We start from the raw sequence: 16,859 nt of genomic DNA, 5'->3' as shown, positions 1-16,859 counted from the left end.
CGCTGCGACCACGAGGGCCGCCGTCCTGCGGGACGGCGGCCCTCGTGTCGACGGTCGCCGCGGGTCGCGGGCGGGATCGGGCGCCCCGGCGGGGGTCCGACGGCCGTCAGGCGAGCTGCACCCATCCCCCGCGCCGGTAGGCCGGCGTGGCCAGCCCGAGCACGGCGACGGCGCAGATCCATGCCCCGAGCATCACGGACGTCATCGCGACGGCGCCTCCGCCGAGCGCCCCGGCGAGCGGGGAGACGATGCCGGCCACCCCGGACTGCACCGCGCCGATGACGGCGGCGGCGGTGCCGGCCCGCTCCCCGTGCCGCGACAGCGCGATGGCCGACGCGTTGGCGGGGACGAGCCCGGTGAACGCGAGCACGCACCACAGCGCGACGAGCAGCCCCACGAGCCCACCGGCTCCGGTGACCGCCACGACCAGGAGCACCACGGCGAAGAATCCTTGGAGCACGAGCGCGGTGCGCAGGATCCGGATGGGCGCCACGCGCCGCACGAGCGCGGCGTTGAGCTGGGCGGAGGCCACCAGGCCGACCCCGTTGAGGGCGAACAGCAGGGAGAACTGCCCGTGGCTGAGCCCGTAGACCTCCTGGAAGACGAAGGGTGAGGTCACGACGTAGCTCATGAGCACCGCCATGCCGAGTCCGGGCAGGAGCGCGAGGGCCATGAAGTGCCGGTCCCGCAGGAGGTGACCGTAGCCCCCCACCACCGAGCGGGCCCCGCCGGTCGCTCGCCGTTCCACGGGGTGGGTCTCGGGCAGGAAGCGCCACACGACGAAGCCCATCGTCACCCCGAGGATCGCGAGGAACCCGAACACCCAGCGCCACGAGGCGAGCTCGGCCACCGCCGAGCCGAAGGTGGGGGCCAGCAGCGGCGCGATGCCGATGATGAGCATGAGACGCGACAGGATGCGCGCCGCCTCGGACCCGACGAACCGGTCCCGCACGATCGCCATCGCGGCGACGCCGCAGGCGGCGTTGAAGAACCCCTGCAGGAGCCGCAGGCCGACCAGGACGGCCATGTTCGGGGCGACGGCGCACAGCAGCGAGGTGACGACGTGCATGGCCAGGCCGACCATCAGGGGCCGACGGCGTCCGTACCGGTCGGACAGCGGCCCGATGACGAGCTGGCCCGCGGCGCCGCCCACGAGCATGATCGAGACCGACAGCGCGGCGAACGAGGCTCCGGAACCGAGGTCCGCGGCGACCTCGGGCAGCGAGGGCAGGTACATGTCGACCGTGAACGCCGGGATCGCCGCGAGCGCGCCGAGCATGACGACCCAGCGGGACGAGGAGCGGGCGCGCGGGGGTGCGGCGGAGTTCTCGGGCATGGCGGACATCGTATCGAATCGATACGACGGCGGCCACGGGGATTCTCGGTGACGCGCCTCACCGCCCGTGTCGGTGGCGTCGGGGAAGATGGGGGCATGTGCGGCAGGTACGCGTCGTTCACCGACTCCCAGGACCTCGCGGACGACCTGGCGATCGCCGAGATCGCCGAGGACGCCCGCGTGCTGGGCCCACGTTGGAACGTGGCCCCGACCGACGACGTCCGGATCGTCGTCGAACGGCCGCGCCGGGAACGGACGGCCGACGGCGGCACCGTCCCCGGGGAGATCACCCGCTCGATGCAGCTCGCCCGGTGGGGGCTCGTGCCGTCCTGGGCGAAGGACCCGGGCATCGGGGCCCGCATGATCAACGCCCGCACGGAGACGGTGCTCGACAAGTCCGCGTTCGCCAAGCCGCTGGCCGTGCGGCGCTGCCTCGTGCCGGCGGACGGCTACTACGAGTGGCGCCGGCTGGAGTCCCCCGCCGGCACGCGCACCCCGCCGAAGCAGGCGTACTGGATCCACCCGGACGACGGCGGCGTGGCGGCCTTCGCCGGCCTGTACGAGTTCTGGCGCGACCGCAGCCGCGGCGACGACGACCCGGACCGGTGGCTGGTGTCGACGACGATCCTCACGACCGCGGCCGGCGGCGGGCTCGAGCCGATCCACGACCGCATGCCGGTGGCGCTCCCCCGCGAGGCCTGGGACCGCTGGCTCGACCCGGCCGTCGGCGCGCAGGAGGCGCACACGCTGCTCACCGGCGGACCGGTGCCGATGGCGACCCGGCCGGTGCGCGCCGCGGTGGGCAACGTCCGCAACGACGACCCGTCGCTGCTCGAGCCGGACCCCGACCCCCGCGACCCCGATGTCGTGCACGCCGGCACGGCCGACTGACGTCCCGGTGCACCGGGACGTCCCACCGTTGCTCGCTGCGGGGCCGCCGCACCGTGCCCGTTGCGCCCGCTGTGCCTGCTACGCCCCGGTGTAGGCGCGCTGCAGCCGGACCGGCGTGATCTCCCCGATGCCCTGCACCGCCTGGGGCGCCTGCGCCGTGAGGGCGTACCCCGCGGACGAGCTCAGCAGCGCGGCCGTGGGCGGGTCCACCAGCACCGACGACGGCTCGGCCAGCTCGGAGATGCGCGAGGCCAGGTTCACGTCCGGGCCGAACACGTCACCGAACCGCGACAGCACCCGGCCCCACACGAAGCCCACCCGGACCGGGATCTCCTCCTCGGTGGCGTGCGGCGCCGCCAGACCCAGGGCGCACTCGGCGCCCGTCGTGACGTCGTCGGCCACGAACAGCACGGCGTCGCCGATGGTCTTGACCACCCGTCCCCCGGCCTCGGTGATGACGTCGCGGGCGCGCCCCTCGAACCGCTGGACGTACTCGGACAGCTCCTGCGACCCGAGGCCCGCGGTGCGCTTGGTGAAGGAGACGATGTCGGCGAACCCGATCGCGCGCCGCAGCGGCAGCTGGTCCGGCGCCGGCTCGGCGCCGTCGGCGCCCGCGAACTCCGTGGCGAACCGCCCCATGAGCGCGGCGAGCTGACGTCGCCACGCGTGCTCGAGCTGGCGCGCGAGGACGTCCGCGAAACCGGGGATGCGGTCGAGCGCGGCGAGGCGGGCGCTCACGTCGTCGAGCCGGAACCGGCGGCCCAGGTGCTCCACGAACGCCTCGACCTGCCACAGGGCGAGACGGTCCGAGGTGTGGCCGAGCGACCGCACCAGCGTCATCTGCGCCTGCTCGTCCAGCTGGCCCTCCTCGATGAGGCCACCGATCTCGCGCAACGACTCGAGGTCCGCCGCCGTGAACCGGGCCTCGGAGCTCGGGGTGACCGGAAGACCCAGCCACCGCCAGTAGTTCTCCACGAACTCGGGCGACATCCCCGTCCCGGCGACGAGGTCGTCGAACGAGTAGGTGCGGGGGCCGCCGAGGATCGCCTCGTCGATCAGGCGTGCGGTGTCCTCACGCTGCGCCGAGGATCCGGGTCCGGAGGTGTCGCTGGTCACCGACACACTGTAGCCAGCACCACCTGGGAGCCGGCTGGACGTTCCGCTACTCCTCGCGCCGCAGGTGGTGGACGTCGCCCGCGGTGACGACCCGCTCGCCGTCCGCCGTGGCCAGGACCAGGGCGCCGTCGTCGGCCACCCGCAGCGCCTCGCCGACGACGGCGTCGCCCCCGCCGGCCGGTTCCACCCGGACCCGCGTGCCGAGCGTCGCCGAGACCTCCGCGTACTCCCCGGCCAGGCCCGCGGCCTCGGCGTCGCCACCGGCCGCCTCCCAGCGCGCCAGGGTGGCGAAGAGCTCGCCGGTCAACGCCACCAGCAGCTCGCCGCGGTCCAGGCCCGCGCCACCCACCAGCCGCAGGGAGGTCGCCGTCGGCACCGGCAGCTCCTCGGCCGCCTGGTCCACGTTGAGCCCCACCCCCAGCACCACGCCGGGACCGTCCCCGGCACCGCCGTCGGGCACCACCTCGGCCAGCACACCGGCGACCTTCCGGTACCGACCGAGTCCCTCGACCGCCTCGTGGGCCGGCAGCAGCACGTCGTTCGGCCACTTCAGGCGTGCTCGCACCCCGCCGGGGCCCAGGGTCCGCACCACCGCCAGGCCCGCGAGCAGCGGCAACCACCCCAGGCTGCCCGCGGGGACGTGCGGGCGCAGGAGGTATGACGCCGTGAGCGCGGCGCGCGGCGGCGTCTGCCAGGTGCGCCCCGCGCGGCCCCGCCCCGCCCGCTGGTGCTCGGCGACGAGCACCGCCGAGGCCACCGCGCCGGCGCGGGCGCGGGCGACCATCTCGGTGTGCGTCGAGGCGACGGCGTCGACCACGTCGACGGCGCCCAGCGGGCCGGTCGGGGCCAGCAGCGCCGGGCGCAGCGCGGCCACGTCGAGGGGTGTGCGACTCATGGGACCATCGTGGCCCCTCGGCGTGCCCTTTGTGCGGAACCGACAAGATCGCCACGGTCGAGCGGGCCCGTCGCGCATCGATCCGTCGCTTCCCACCAACTAGGGTCGCAGGCGTGAACACCACTGCCGCCAAGCTCGCCGAGCTCGAGCGCCGTCGCGCCGCCGCGATCACGGAGCCCGAGGAGACCGCCCGGACCAAGCAGCACGCCCGCGGCAAGAAGACCGCGCGCGAGCGGATCGAGGCCCTGCTCGACGAGGGATCCTTCGTCGAGCTGGACGCCCTGGCCACCCACCGCAGCCGCAACTTCGGCATGGACGCCAAGCGGCTGCCGGGCGACGGCGTCGTCGTCGGGCACGGCACGGTCGACGGCCGCCAGGTGTGCGTGTTCTCCCAGGACTTCACCGTGTTCGGCGGGTCGCTCGGCGAGGTGCACGGCGAGAAGATCGCCAAGGTGCAGGATCTCGCGCTGCGCACCGGCGTGCCGATCGTCGGCATCTCCGACGGCGGCGGCGCCCGGATCCAGGAGGGCGTGGCCGCGCTGACCCAGTTCGCCGAGATGTTCCGGCGCAACGTCGCGGCGTCGGGCGTGATCCCGCAGATCTCTCTCATCCTCGGTCCGAGCGCCGGCGGGGCGGTCTACTCCCCCGCCCTGACGGACTTCATCGTCATGGCCGACAAGACCTCGAACATGTTCATCACCGGCCCCGACGTCATCAAGACGGTCACCGGGGAGGACGTCGACTTCGAGACGCTGGGCGGCGGACGCACGCACAACACGACCTCCGGCGTGGCGCACTACCTCGGCGACGACGAGGACGACGCGATCGACTACGCGCGGCACCTGATCGGCTACCTGCCGCAGAACAACCTGTCGGACGCCCCGACCTTCCTGCCCGAGGAGGAGCCGGAGCTCGAGGTCACACCGGACGACGAGGCCCTCGACGCGATCGTCCCCGACAGCGACAACCAGCCCTACGACATGCGCGCCGTCGTCGAGGCGGTGCTCGACCCGGACTCGTTCCTCGAGGTGCAGCCGCTGTACGCGCCCAACGTGCTCGTCGGGTTCGGCCACGTCGAGGGGCAGAGCGTCGGCATCATCGCCAACCAGCCCTTGTCGATGGCGGGAACGCTCGACATCGCCGCCTCCGAGAAGGCCGCGCGGTTCGTGCGCACCTGCGACGCCTTCAACATCCCCGTGCTGACGTTCGTGGACGTGCCGGGGTTCCTGCCCGGCGTCGGCCAGGAGCACGACGGCATCATCCGCCGCGGTGCCAAGCTCATCTACGCCTACGCCGAGGCGACCGTACCGCTCGTCACGGTCATCACGCGCAAGGCCTACGGCGGGGCGTACATCGTCATGGGTTCCAAGCAGCTCGGCGCGGACGTGAACCTCGCCTGGCCCACCGCGCAGGTCGCCGTCATGGGTGCCTCGGGCGCGGTGAGCATCCTGCACCGGCGGACGCTGAAGGCCGCCGGCGACGACGGCCTCGACGTCGAGGCGGAGCGGACGCGCCTGACCGACGAGTACACCGAGCGCATCGTCAACCCGTGGGACGCCGCCGAGCGGGGCTACGTCGACGCCGTCATCAAGCCGTCCGAGACGCGGGTGCAGGTCGTGCGCGCGCTGCGCGCCCTGCGGACCAAGCGGGCGAGCCTGCCCCCGAAGAAGCACGGCAACATCCCGCTGTGAACCCGGCGTCTGAGAAGATCGACCGATGAGCCACGAGGACGCGACCCACGGCCCGGCACCGCTCGGCGACGTGGACCCCGACCCGATGCACCGCGCGGTGGACTCCTTGGCGGAGGCGCTGCACTCCTACGTGGACGCCGCCGTCGGGGTACGGGCCGAGTTCGGCGCGGCCGAGGCCGACGAGGATCCCCGGATCCTGGCCCTGGAGCACCGGGTCGGCACGCTCAACGCCTCGGTGTTCGACACGCTGCACGACGCGCTCGGCATGCACCCCGACCTCACGACGTCGGTGTGGGAGCCGGGCACGGTGCCTGAGGCACCGGAGGAGAAGGACCTTCCCGACGGCACGATCCCGGCCGAGGCGTTCTACCTCGGGTTCGTCGTGGCCGACCCGCCCGCCGGGGCGTCCATGACGCTCGACGGCGTGATCGAGCTGCTGGACGAGGCGGGCGAGCAGGCGGCGGCACGCCTGGTCGAGGGCGGCTACCAGGTGCTGGAGTGGGCCGCGTCGCGCGGGCTGGCGCCGGGCTTCGGTGACGACGGTGACGAGGAGGACGAGGACTGATGGATCCCCAGGTGCGGGTGGTGCGCGGCGCCCCCGACGACCTCGAGGTGGCGGCGCTCGTAGCCGGTCTGGCTGCGGTCGGCACGCAGGAGGACCTGCCCGACGACGTCGCCCCCGTGGACGAGTGGACGAACCGCGCCCGGGCCCTGCGCGGCAGCGGTGCGGCCACGGCACGCAGCTTCGGCGGCCGCGCGGGCCGCCACAACGTCGACGCCTGGCGCTGGAGCCTGCGCTCGTGAGCGTGCGGTGGGAGCAGGTCGACTCGGCCCGCGACGTCGAGGCCCCGCTCGGAGCAGTACCCGACCCGGTGCGTCCGGGGTGGCTGCGCCGGTGGCTCTGGGTGCCGGCGCTCGTGCTGACGGTCGGCGTGTACGTGGTGCGCTGGCTGTGGCGCGCGCCGTCCGGCGAGGCCGAGATGTGGCTCATGCTGGGTCTGATGGCCGGCCTCCTGGTGACCGCCGTGACGACGTTGGTGCGCTACCGGGACGACCGGCGGATCGCGCACGAGACCGCCGCGGCCGAGGCCCTGCGTCGCGACGCGCGCTCGGTGACCGGGTCGGTCACGGTCTCCGAGCGGCCCGTCGGGCGTGGCGTCATGCTCCGCGGCCTGCTCACCTATCCGCGCGGCGACGAGGCCGCGGAGGAGGTCTGGTCGTTGATGGTCGACGCCGACGACGCCCCCGGCCCCCGTCCCGACGACCCGGTCGCCGTCTGGTGGGCGCCAGGTTCCGACGTCGTCGTGGCGCGGTACCACCGGGCCTGGGCGGACGATCTGCGCCGTCGGGCCCGCTGACACCCACGCCGGGGAACGCACCCCGTCGATCGAGCGTCTCTGTTCGCACCGCATCATCCCCTGGTGCGACGCGAACAGAGACGCTCGACGCCGTTCAGCGCACCCAACCGGTCGCTATGTTGTGGCGGTGCGCGACCTCGACTGGGACGGCTACCCGAACGCCCGCGATCTCGGCGGCTTCTCCACACCGAGGTCCCGGACCGGCGCGACCGTGCCGGGCCGGATCGCTCGGGGGCCTCGCCGCGAGCAGCTCACCGGCTCCGGCTGGTCGGCGGCGCGCTCCTGGGGCCTGACCACCGTCGTCGACCTGCGGTGCGCGGCCGAGATCGGTACCCGCCCGGGTGATCCCGACGTCGACCCCGTCGCGACCGACGACATCGACGTCGTCCACGCCCCCACGGAGGACCACGACGACGCCGAGTTCCGTCGGGTCTGCTTCCCGATCCTCGACTCCCCGGAGTACTGGCCGCACCACTGGCGCATCCTTCCCACGCTAGTGCGCACCGCCCTCGAGGCGGTCGCTGATGCCGCCCCGGGCGTCCTCGTGCACTGCAGCGCGGGCCGCGACCGCACCGGCATGATCAGCGCGCTGCTCCTGGGCCACGCCGGTGTCGCCCCGGACGACGTCGCCGCCGACTACGCCGTGTCGGTCCGGGCGATGGCCGGCAGACCGTCCCACGCACCGACCGCGGACCGGCAACAGCAATGGTCGGCCGATCAGGTGGAGGCATGGCTCCGACGCGCCGAGCCCCTGGTTCGTGACGCGGCGACGCGTGCGGACGAGGCCTTCGACGTGATCGGGCTCTCCACGAGCTACCGTCGCCGGCTGCGCGACCTCCTGACCGCCGACACCGCATGATCGAGCGTCTCTGTTCGTGTCGCATCAGGGGTTGATGCGACACGAACAGAGACGCTCGACGGCCGACGGAACCCAGGGAAGCGGTTCCCGCCCCTGGGATAGCCTCGGGACGTGACCCACGACTCCGCTGACGCCACCACCACCGGCACGAGCCTCCGCACGCCGACCGCGCTGGACGCCGTCGCCGACGCCTACGTCCGCGACGCCGCGGCCCTCGAGCCGATCGCCGCGACGATGATGGGCCTGCCCGGGCACGACCACGAGCTCCCGGACTACTCCCCCGCCGGTCACGACGCCCGCGCCGACCTGGACCGCGCCCTCCTGCGCCGCCTCGACGAGCTGGAGGCGTCCGGAGAGGCTCCCGTGGACGACGTCGACCGGGTCACCCTGGCCGCCATGCGCGAGCGCGTCGGACTGGCCGTCGAGCAGCACGATGCCGGCGACCCGCAGGCGAGCCTGAACAACATCGAGTCCCCGGTCCAACAGCTGCGCGACCTGTTCGACGTCGTGCCCACCGGGACGGTCGAGGCGTGGGAGAACATCGCCGCCCGGCTCAACGCTGTCCCCGACGCGCTGTCCGGGTACCGCGAGTCCCTGACGTGGAGCGCCGGGCGGGGACGCGTGGCCGCGATCCGTCAGGTGCGCGCCGCCGTCGAGCAGTCCCGAGACCTGGCCGGCGACGAGTCGGCCTTCACCGTGCTCATCGGCGGCGACGAGGCCGCTCGCGTGCTCGACGACTCCTCGGCGTGCAGCCTGGTGCGTGCCGAGCTCGAACGGGGCGCCGCAGCAGCCCGTCAGGCCTACGGGGAGCTCGCCGACTTCCTCGAGGCCGAGCTCGCTCCGCAGGCGCCCACGGACGATGCCTGCGGCCGCGAGGCCTACGCGCGGTACTCCCGCGAGTTCCTCGGGGCGGCCGTCGACCTCGACGAGACCTACGAGTGGGGCCTGGGCGAGCTCGCCCGGATCGTGGCCGAGCAGGAGGCACTCGCTCGCGAGATCGCCGGACCGGACGCCTCCGTGGCCGACGCCGTCGCCGCCCTCGACGCCGACCCCGACCGCCTGCTGGAGGGCACCGACGCCCTGCGCGCCTGGATGCAGACCACCGCCGACCAGGCCGTCGAGGACCTGGCCGGGACGCACTTCGACATCGACGGACCGGTGCGCACCATCGAGTGCCGGATCGCCCCGACGCAGACCGGTGGCATCTACTACACACCGCCCAGCGACGACTTCTCCCGCCCGGGCCGCATGTGGTGGTCGGTGCCCCCGGGCGAGACCGAGTTCAGCACCTGGCGCGAGAAGACGACGGTGTACCACGAGGGCGTGCCGGGCCACCACCTGCAGTGCGCGGCCGCCGTCTCCGCCCGCGACACGCTGAACTCGTGGCGCCGGCTGGCCTGCTGGGTGTCCGGCCACGGCGAGGGCTGGGCCCTGTACGCCGAACGGCTCATGGCCGACCTCGGTCATCTGGACGACCCGGGCGACCGCTTCGGCATGCTGGACGCCCAGCGGCTGCGTGCTGCCCGCGTGGTGCTCGACCTCGGGGTCCACCTGCGCAAGGACTGCCCGCCGGAGTGGGGCGGCGGGACGTGGGACGCCGACAAGGCGTGGACGTTCCTGCAGGCCAACGCGAACATGCCCGAGGCGTTCGTGCGCTTCGAGCTGGAGCGCTACCTGGGCTGGCCGGGCCAGGCGCCGTCGTACAAGATCGGGCAGCGTCTGTGGGAGCAGGCCCGCGAGGAGGCCCGCGCGCTCGCGAGCGCCCGCGGCGAGGAGCTCGACCTGCGCGCGTTCCACGCCCGCGCCCTGGGTCTCGGGTCGGTCGGGCTCGACGTGCTGCGCGACGCGCTCGCCTGACGTGCAGGGGGTCCTCACCGGCTTCAGCATCATCGGCGTCGTCATCGCCGCCGGCTACGTGGCCGCCCGGCTGCACATCGGCGGCCCGGGCGCCCGGGAGGCGCTCAACCGCGTGGGCTTCTTCGTCGCGAGCCCGGCCCTGCTCTTCACGGTGGTCGCCGACGCCGATCTCGGCTCCCTGCTCGGCGCTCCGCTGCTCGTGCAGCTCGTCGCGGCGCTTCTCACCGCGGCGGTGTTCGTGGTCGTGAACCTCGCGTGGTGGCGCCTGCGGGTCCCGGAGGCCACCATCGGGGCTCTCGGGTCCGGGTACGTCAACGCGGGCAACATCGGCCTGCCGGTGGCGGTGTACGTGCTCGGGGACCCCACGGCGGTGGTCCCGGTGATCGGCCTGCAGCTGCTGGTCGTCTCCCCGCTGGTGCTGCTCCTGCTCGACTCGGCCACGAGCGAGCGGCGCGTCTCCGTGGGGTTCGTGCTCAGCCAGCCGGTGCGCAACCCGATCATCCTCGGTGCGCTGGCCGGTGCCGCGGTCTCCCTGACCGGGGCCACGGTGCCCGACGTCGTGCTCGCGCCCCTGGAGATCCTCGGGGGCGCCGCGATCCCGATGATCCTGCTCGCGTTCGGCATGTCGCTGCACGGGTCGACGCCGCTGCGCGGTGACGAGGGCCGGGCGCCGGCGGTGGTCGCGTCCGCTCTCAAGTCCGTCCTCATGCCTGCCGTCGCCTACCTGGTGGCGCGCTTCGGGTTCGGGCTCGACGCCGAGGGGGTGGTCACCGCGGTGATGCTCGCCGCGCTGCCCACGGCGCAGAACATCTACAACTACGCGGCGCGCTTCCGGCGCGGGGAGGTGCTGGCGCGCGACACCGTGCTCGTCACGACGCTCGCCTCGCCGGTGGTGATGATCGTCGCTGCGGCGGTGCTCACCTGACGGCGGGACCGCCCTGGCCGGCGACGGCCAGACGAGCCAGCACGACCGACGACGGCTGCCCGGGCCAGGTACCGGTCAGCACGCCCGACGGCGGTGCGGAGGCCGCGGACGGTGCAGGTGCCGGTGCCGCGGTCAGGTCGCGGACGACGACGATCTCGGCGTCGGCCGGGACGCCGTCGGCGCCGCTGCCCCGGACGTGCATGGTGGGCTCCCGCCGCTGCGGGCCGTCCAGGGTCTCGACGAACAGCTCGACCTGGCCGTCGCCCTCGCGGATCACCCGGTCCAGCTCGGCGCGGTAGACGAGGTCACCGACGGCGTCGTAGACCCACCGCGTGCCCAGGACCGAGTGCTCCATGGTGCCGACCAGCCAGGGCTCGGCGCCCTGGAGCGGCGCACCGCGATAGGTGAGCGGGACGTGCACCGCCCGCCCGGCGACATCGAACACGTGCGACTCGATCCCGACCACGCCGTCCGGGTCGTCGAAGCGGTAAGCCGCCACGGGTACCACCGGGCCCGCCGGGCCCGCGAACCACGGTTGGCGAGGCAACCAGTCCGCGACGAGCTGCGCCTTGGTCGGTGCGATCGTCGCCCGGTGCAGGATGGCCATGGAACCCATCCCACCACGTGCCGCCAGGACCGCCGACGAACCTCCCGCCCGCGGCGGCTAGAGTCTGGTCCGTGGTGCACCTCGTCCTGGCCAGCCGGTCCCCCGCCCGCCTGTCGACGCTGCGCAGCGCCGGCGTCGAACCGACGGTGGTCGTCAGCGCCGTCGACGAGGACGCCGTGCTCGCGGACGCCCGGGACCGCTTCCCGGACCTGGCGCCGTCGGACGCGGTGCTGATCCTCGCCCAGGCCAAGGCCGAGTCCGTCGCCCGGCGGCTCGAGGACGATCCCGACGGGGCGCTCGGCGCGACGTCCTCGGCGCTGGTGCTCGGCTGCGACTCCATGCTGGAGATCGACGGCGAGATCGTCGGCAAGCCCGGCACGGCGGATGTGGCCCGGGATCGCTGGCGGCGGATGCGCGGGCGCAGCGGCGTCCTGCACAGCGGCCACTGGGTCGTGGACGTGCGGGAGACGGACGACGGCGGCACGGGCGCGACGCTCGGCGCGACGTCGTCCACCACGGTGCGGTTCGCGGACCTGGACGACGCCGAGATCGACGCCTACGTCGCCACCGGCGAGCCGCTGCAGGTGGCGGGAGCCTTCACGATCGACGGCCTCGGCGGACCGTACGTCGAGGGGATCGAGGGCGACCCGCACGGTGTGGTGGGCGTCAGCCTGCCGCTGCTGCGCGAGCTGCTGGACCAGATCGACGTGCCGTGGCGCACCCTGCGCGGGAGCACCCCGGCGGGCTGAGCCTGTCGATTCCGCCAAGATCCGTCCCGTCCGCGGGCCCTGCGCGCCGAGTCCATGTGGGATGTGCACAAACGGCCCCGATCCGCGTTGGCAGCGGGCACAGACTTCCCGGCGGGGCCCGCACGAGTACCGGCGCGGGGTCCGGGGCGCGTTACCGTGAGCCGTGCCCACCATCACGAAGGTCCTCGTCGCCAACCGCGGCGAGATCGCCGTCCGCATCGCCCGCGCCTGCGCCGACGCCGGCATCGCCTCCGTCGCGGTGTACGCCGACCCGGACCGCCAGGCCCTGCACGCCCAGCTCGCCGACGAGGCGTTCGCGCTGAACGGCTCGCGCGCCGCCGACACCTACCTCGACGTCGACAAGCTGCTCGACGTCGCCCGGCGCTCCGGGGCCGACGCCGTCCACCCCGGCTACGGCTTCCTGTCCGAGAACGCCGGCTTCGCGCAGGCCGTCATCGACGCCGGCCTGACCTGGATCGGCCCGCCGCCGGCCGCGATCGAGTCGCTCGGCGACAAGGTCAGTGCCCGCCACATCGCCCAGCGCGCCGGCGCGCCGCTGGTGCCCGGCACCAAGGATCCCGTCGCGAACGCCTCCGAGGTGCGCGACTTCGCCGCCGAGCACGGCCTGCCGATCGCCATCAAGGCCGCCTTCGGTGGCGGCGGCCGCGGCCTCAAGGTGGCCCGCACCCACGACGAGATCGACGAGCTCTACGACTCCGCGGTGCGCGAGGCCGTGGCTGCCTTCGGGCGGGGCGAGTGCTTCGTCGAGCGCTACCTGGACCGGCCGCGCCACGTCGAGACCCAGTGCCTGGCCGACTCCCACGGCAACGTCGTGGTGGTCTCCACACGTGACTGCTCCCTGCAGCGGCGCCACCAGAAGCTCGTCGAGGAGGCCCCCGCACCGTTCCTCTCCGCCGAGCAGGAGACCGAGCTCGACCGTGCCTCGAAGGCGATCCTGGCCGAGGCCGGCTACGTCGGTGCCGGCACCTGCGAGTTCCTCGTCGGGCAGGACGGCACGCTGTCCTTCCTCGAGGTCAACACCCGCCTGCAGGTCGAGCACCCGGTGACCGAGGAGGTCACGGGAATCGACCTCGTGCGGGAGCAGCTGCGCATCGCGGCGGGCGAGGAGCTCGGCTACGACGCCACCAGCGTGCGCGGGCACTCGTTCGAGTTCCGCATCAACGGCGAGGACCCGGCCGCCGGGTTCCTGCCCGCACCCGGGACGGTGTCCACCCTGCACTGGCCCTCGGGCCCCGGCGTCCGGGTCGACACCGGCGTGGTCGAGGGCGACGCGATCTCCGGTCTGTTCGACTCGATGATCGCCAAGCTGGTCGTCACCGGAGCCTCGCGCACCCAGGCCGTGCAGCGGGCCCGGCGCGCCCTGCGCGAGCTCGAGATCGCCGGCATCCCGACCGTCGTGCCGTTCCACCGTGCCGTGCTGGAGGCCGAGGCGTTCGTCCCGGCCGCCGGGGAGGACGCGGGCGCGGCGGACTTCGGGGTGCACACCCGCTGGATCGAGACCGAGTTCGCCGACGAGCTGCAGGGGCTCGCCCCGGCCGCCCCGGCCCCGGCACCCGAGCCGGAGGCCGCCGAGGAGCCGGAGCGCGTCGTCGTCGAGGTCGGCGGGCGCCGCCTCGAGGTGGTGCTCCCGGCGGGTCTCGGCATGGCCGCCGGCCGCGCCCGCAGCGCCAACGCCGCGAAGGCGGGCCGTCGTCCGGCGCGCCGCGCCGCACGGTCTGGGAACGGTGCGGCCGCGAGCAGCGCCACCCTGGCCTCCCCCATGCAGGGCACCATCGTCAAGGTGGCCGTGTCCGACGGCGACGAGGTGGCCGAGGGCGATCTCGTCGTCGTGCTCGAGGCCATGAAGATGGAGCAGCCCATCACCGCGCACCGTGCCGGGACCGTCAGCGGACTCGACCTGGCACCCGGTGCCGGTGTCTCGGCGGGCACCGCCATCTGCGAGATCGCCTGATCCGGCGTGCCGGCCACGCCGTCGCAGCACCACCGCCACCCCGGTGACGGCTGGGTGCGCTGCGGGGACCACCGGCACTGGGGACTCCACGGCGCCGCGGGCCTCTTCCTCGTGCGTCGCGGGCCGGCCCCCGACGGCCGGACGGACGGTCCGGTGACCGCCGTCGTCCTGCAGCACCGCGCCGCGTGGTCCCACGAGGGCGGCACCTGGGGCATCCCGGGCGGTGCGCTGGCGCCCGGCGAGTCGGCCGTCGCCGGGGCGCAGCGCGAGGCCGCCGAGGAGGCGGGCCTCGACCGGGTCCACCTGCGGGTGCTCGGCGAGCACCTCCTGGACCACGGCAGCTGGTCCTACACCACCGTCGTCGCCGACGTCCGCCCCGGCACCGGCGTCGAACCCGCCGCCACGGACGCCGAGAGCATCGCGGTGCGCTGGGTCCCGGTCGCCGAGATCGCCGGCCTGCCGCTGCACCCCGCGTTCGCCGCCGCCCTGGACGACCTGTTCGCGATAGCGTCGCCGCCGTGAGGCCGGCGTCCGAGGACCGCTCCCTGCTGCTCCTGCTCGCCCTGGTCAGCGCGCTGACCGCCGAGCTGGTGCGCGCGAGCGGCCCGCTGCTCGACCGCGCCTTCTCCGAGGGTGTCGCGATCGCCGCGGTCACCGCCCTGGTGACCTACGCGGCCCCGGCACTCGTGGTCGCCGCCCTCTCCGCGGGGCGTCGCCTCACCGGGCGCGTCGTCCTGGTCGCCGTCGCGCTGCTGGTGGCCGCGCGCCTGGCCCTGCAGGTGCTCGGCGTCCGGATCGCCGCGGTCCCCCTGGCGCCCGAGCTGGGCGCGGTGCGGTACTACGGAGGGCTCTCCACGGTGGCGCTCGCGATCGGCGTGCTGGTCCTCGTCGCGGCCTTCGCCGCCGGCGTCGGCCGGCCGCGGGCGGCGGGCGGCGCTCCCGACGACGGCCGGCCCGCGGCGGACGGCGTGCGGCCCGCGGCGGACGACGCCGTGCCGTCGCGCGTGACGGACGAGGCCGCACCACCACGCGCCGCGGTCGACGGCGCACCGCTGACGCACGGTCTGCTGGTGGCGCGCGGTGTCACCTTCGGGCTGCTCGGCTCCGCAGCACTCGGACTGCTGCTCGGGACCTGGGACGCGTTCTGGCGCCCCGGTCCCACGGGCTGGGTCCCGCCCGCGCTGCTGGGCGCCGGTGCGGTGTGGTTCGCCTGGCGGCTGCGGGCCCTGCCCTCCGCCCCGAGCGCTCGTGGGCTGTGGGTCCTGGGTCCGTTCCTCGCCCTGGGCGTGCAGGTCTTCGCCAACCCCGCCCTCGTGGCCTCGACCACCGGGCTCCCGCCCGTCCTGGCGGCCTGCGGGCTCGTCGTGGCGGCGCTGGCCACCGGGGTGTCGCTGTCCCTGCTGCGTCCGCTCGGCCGGCCCCTGACCGGCGGGATCGCGTTCGTCGCCGGGATCTGGCTGCTCTTCCTCACGGTGCCCCGGCCGCAGGACCCCCCGCTGGCCTGGGCGCTGGTCCTGCTGATCACGGCGAGCCTGCTGCCCGCCGTCGGCGCGCGCTCCCTGGCGGGGACGTTGACCCGGCCGGCCCGCCCGCTCAGCGGGGCGCGGCTCGCCGCGGCGGCCGCCGTCGTCGGCCTGACCACCGCCCTGCCGCTGCTGGTCTACCAGCTCGACTTCGACGTCCCGCTGCCGTTCCCCGGTGGGCTCGTGCCGGTGGCGGCCGCGGTGCTCGTGGCGCTGCCGGCGGCCGTCGGCGCCCGCCGTCTGGTGCCGTCGGTCACGGCGGGTGGCCCCCTGCTCACGGGTTCGGTCGCCGGTCTGGCCGGGGTCGCCGTCGTGCTCGGGGTGCTGGCGCCGGTGCACGCCGGCTCCGAGGGGCCGGACGACGAGCTGTCGGTGATGACCTGGAACGTCCACTACGGGGTGAGCTCCGACCCGTCGGTGCGCCTGGACACGCTGGCCACCGTGATCCGGGAGTCGGACCCCGAGGTGGTGGCCCTGCAGGAGGTCTCGCGCGGCTGGATCCTCGGCGGCGGCGCGGACATGCTGACGTACCTGGCCCGCACCACCGGCCGGGAGGTGGCCTGGTCCCCCGCCGCGGACCGTCAGTTCGGCAACGCGCTGCTGTGGGACCCCGACCGCGTCGAGGTGACCGACGTCCAGCGCATCGAGCTACCGTTCGGTGAGGGACCGCAGGATCGGTCCGCGCTGGCCGCCACCGTCCGCAGCCCGGCGGGCCAGGTCCGTCTGGTCACCACGCACCTGCAGCACCGCGAGCAGAACCACAGCACCCGCCTGGAGCAGCTCGAGGCGATCTTCGACGCCGAGCCGGTCGACGGCCCCTACGTCCTGCTCGGCGACCTCAACGCGGAGCCCGGGTGGGAGGAGATCACGGCCGTCACCGACCAGGGTCTGGTCAGCGGGCAGGACGACGTCGGCGATCCCGCCGCGCTGACCTCACCCGCGGTGACGCCGCGGTACCGGGTCGACTGGGTCTTCGCGACCCCCGCGACGCCGTTCACGTCGTTCGAGATCCTCGACGTCGTGGCCTCGGACCACCGCCCGCTCCTGGCCACGGTGCGCCTCGACGCGGGGTAGCGCCCG

16 protein-coding genes are annotated in these 16,859 nt (G+C 74.5%); 12 read left to right on the top strand and 4 right to left on the bottom strand.

Going from position 1 to position 16,859, the window contains the following annotated elements; genetic code table 11:
• Positions 1-106: 106 nt before the first annotated feature.
• On the bottom strand, positions 107-1,336 hold the full coding sequence (locus tag ACIQLL_RS06105; protein ID WP_402464362.1) for a multidrug effflux MFS transporter: 1,230 nt from the start codon (positions 1,334-1,336) through the stop codon (positions 107-109).
• Between the two features lie 96 nt (positions 1,337-1,432).
• Between ACIQLL_RS06105 and ACIQLL_RS06100 the strand changes: the two genes are divergently transcribed.
• Complete coding sequence (locus tag ACIQLL_RS06100; protein WP_402464360.1) at positions 1,433-2,227, top strand: SOS response-associated peptidase; 795 nt, start codon at positions 1,433-1,435, stop codon at positions 2,225-2,227.
• Positions 2,228-2,305: 78 nt separating this feature from the next.
• Here the strand turns inward: ACIQLL_RS06100 and ACIQLL_RS06095 are convergent, their stop codons facing one another.
• Entirely contained in the window at positions 2,306-3,343 is a 1,038-nt protein-coding gene (locus tag ACIQLL_RS06095; protein WP_402464358.1) for an adenylate/guanylate cyclase domain-containing protein, read from the bottom strand.
• Positions 3,344-3,389: 46 nt separating this feature from the next.
• Positions 3,390-4,238 carry a biotin--[acetyl-CoA-carboxylase] ligase gene (locus ACIQLL_RS06090; protein ID WP_402464356.1) on the bottom strand — a complete coding sequence of 283 codons (849 nt, stop codon included), beginning with the start codon at positions 4,236-4,238 and terminating at the stop codon, positions 3,390-3,392.
• Between the two features lie 113 nt (positions 4,239-4,351).
• Between ACIQLL_RS06090 and ACIQLL_RS06085 the strand changes: the two genes are divergently transcribed.
• The 7 genes from ACIQLL_RS06085 to ACIQLL_RS06055 all read left to right on the top strand — a co-directional run bounded on the left by ACIQLL_RS06085 (position 4,352) and on the right by ACIQLL_RS06055 (position 10,928).
• Positions 4,352-5,929 carry an acyl-CoA carboxylase subunit beta gene (locus ACIQLL_RS06085; protein WP_402464354.1) on the top strand — a complete coding sequence of 526 codons (1,578 nt, stop codon included), beginning with the start codon at positions 4,352-4,354 and terminating at the stop codon, positions 5,927-5,929.
• Positions 5,930-5,954: 25 nt separating this feature from the next.
• On the top strand, positions 5,955-6,494 hold the full coding sequence (locus ACIQLL_RS06080) for a hypothetical protein (RefSeq protein WP_402464352.1): 540 nt from the start codon (positions 5,955-5,957) through the stop codon (positions 6,492-6,494).
• The gene (locus tag ACIQLL_RS06075; RefSeq protein ID WP_402464350.1) at positions 6,494-6,733 is read left to right on the top strand and encodes an acyl-CoA carboxylase epsilon subunit; all 240 of its coding nucleotides are present in this window, start codon (positions 6,494-6,496) and stop codon (positions 6,731-6,733) included. The genes ACIQLL_RS06080 and ACIQLL_RS06075 overlap by 1 nt, the downstream gene beginning before the upstream one ends.
• Positions 6,730-7,287, top strand: coding sequence for a hypothetical protein (locus tag ACIQLL_RS06070; RefSeq protein ID WP_402464348.1), 558 nt, complete (start codon positions 6,730-6,732; stop codon positions 7,285-7,287). Before ACIQLL_RS06075 ends, ACIQLL_RS06070 begins: the two co-directional genes overlap by 4 nt.
• Positions 7,288-7,414: 127 nt before the next feature.
• Positions 7,415-8,146 carry a tyrosine-protein phosphatase gene (locus ACIQLL_RS06065; protein WP_402464347.1) on the top strand — a complete coding sequence of 244 codons (732 nt, stop codon included), beginning with the start codon at positions 7,415-7,417 and terminating at the stop codon, positions 8,144-8,146.
• Positions 8,147-8,257: 111 nt separating this feature from the next.
• Entirely contained in the window at positions 8,258-10,003 is a 1,746-nt protein-coding gene (locus tag ACIQLL_RS06060) for a DUF885 domain-containing protein (protein ID WP_402464345.1), read from the top strand.
• 1 nt (position 10,004) lies between these two features.
• Positions 10,005-10,928, top strand: coding sequence for an AEC family transporter (locus ACIQLL_RS06055; protein WP_402464343.1), 924 nt, complete (start codon positions 10,005-10,007; stop codon positions 10,926-10,928).
• On the opposite strand, the gene ACIQLL_RS06050 is transcribed toward ACIQLL_RS06055, so the two are convergent.
• Positions 10,921-11,535, bottom strand: coding sequence for a CG0192-related protein (locus tag ACIQLL_RS06050; RefSeq protein WP_402464341.1), 615 nt, complete (start codon positions 11,533-11,535; stop codon positions 10,921-10,923). The two genes, ACIQLL_RS06055 and ACIQLL_RS06050, sit on opposite strands and share 8 nt — an antisense overlap.
• A 71-nt stretch (positions 11,536-11,606) precedes the next feature.
• Between ACIQLL_RS06050 and ACIQLL_RS06045 the strand changes: the two genes are divergently transcribed.
• From ACIQLL_RS06045 to ACIQLL_RS06030, 4 genes are all read left to right on the top strand, one after another.
• On the top strand, positions 11,607-12,284 hold the full coding sequence (locus tag ACIQLL_RS06045; RefSeq protein WP_402464339.1) for a Maf family protein: 678 nt from the start codon (positions 11,607-11,609) through the stop codon (positions 12,282-12,284).
• A 163-nt stretch (positions 12,285-12,447) separates the two neighbouring features.
• Positions 12,448-14,256: an acetyl/propionyl/methylcrotonyl-CoA carboxylase subunit alpha gene (locus tag ACIQLL_RS06040; protein WP_449768905.1), complete on the top strand. Its 1,809-nt coding sequence runs from the start codon at positions 12,448-12,450 to the stop codon at positions 14,254-14,256.
• 6 nt (positions 14,257-14,262) lie between these two features.
• On the top strand, positions 14,263-14,778 hold the full coding sequence (locus tag ACIQLL_RS06035) for an NUDIX domain-containing protein (protein ID WP_402464338.1): 516 nt from the start codon (positions 14,263-14,265) through the stop codon (positions 14,776-14,778).
• Positions 14,775-16,853, top strand: a complete 2,079-nt coding sequence (locus tag ACIQLL_RS06030; protein ID WP_402464336.1) for an endonuclease/exonuclease/phosphatase family protein — start codon at positions 14,775-14,777, stop codon at positions 16,851-16,853. Before ACIQLL_RS06035 ends, ACIQLL_RS06030 begins: the two co-directional genes overlap by 4 nt.
• The last annotated feature ends 6 nt before the right edge of the window (positions 16,854-16,859 follow it).

Source organism: Isoptericola aurantiacus (assembly GCF_044769875.1).
GTDB classification, from domain to species: domain Bacteria; phylum Actinomycetota; class Actinomycetes; order Actinomycetales; family Cellulomonadaceae; genus Isoptericola; species Isoptericola aurantiacus.
This window is presented reverse-complemented; position numbering and strand designations above follow the sequence as displayed.

Excerpts from the sequence above, each read along its gene's own strand:
- ACIQLL_RS06105 (WP_402464362.1), bottom strand. The coding sequence starts at position 1,336 with ATGCCCGAGAACTCCGCCGCACCCCCGCGCGCCCGCTCCTCGTCCCGC.
- ACIQLL_RS06075 (WP_402464350.1), top strand. The coding sequence starts at position 6,494 with ATGGATCCCCAGGTGCGGGTGGTGCGCGGCGCCCCCGACGACCTCGAG.
- ACIQLL_RS06050 (WP_402464341.1), bottom strand. The coding sequence starts at position 11,535 with ATGGCCATCCTGCACCGGGCGACGATCGCACCGACCAAGGCGCAGCTC.
- ACIQLL_RS06090 (WP_402464356.1), bottom strand. The coding sequence starts at position 4,238 with ATGAGTCGCACACCCCTCGACGTGGCCGCGCTGCGCCCGGCGCTGCTG.
- ACIQLL_RS06080 (WP_402464352.1), top strand. The coding sequence starts at position 5,955 with ATGAGCCACGAGGACGCGACCCACGGCCCGGCACCGCTCGGCGACGTG.
- ACIQLL_RS06100 (WP_402464360.1), top strand. The coding sequence starts at position 1,433 with ATGTGCGGCAGGTACGCGTCGTTCACCGACTCCCAGGACCTCGCGGAC.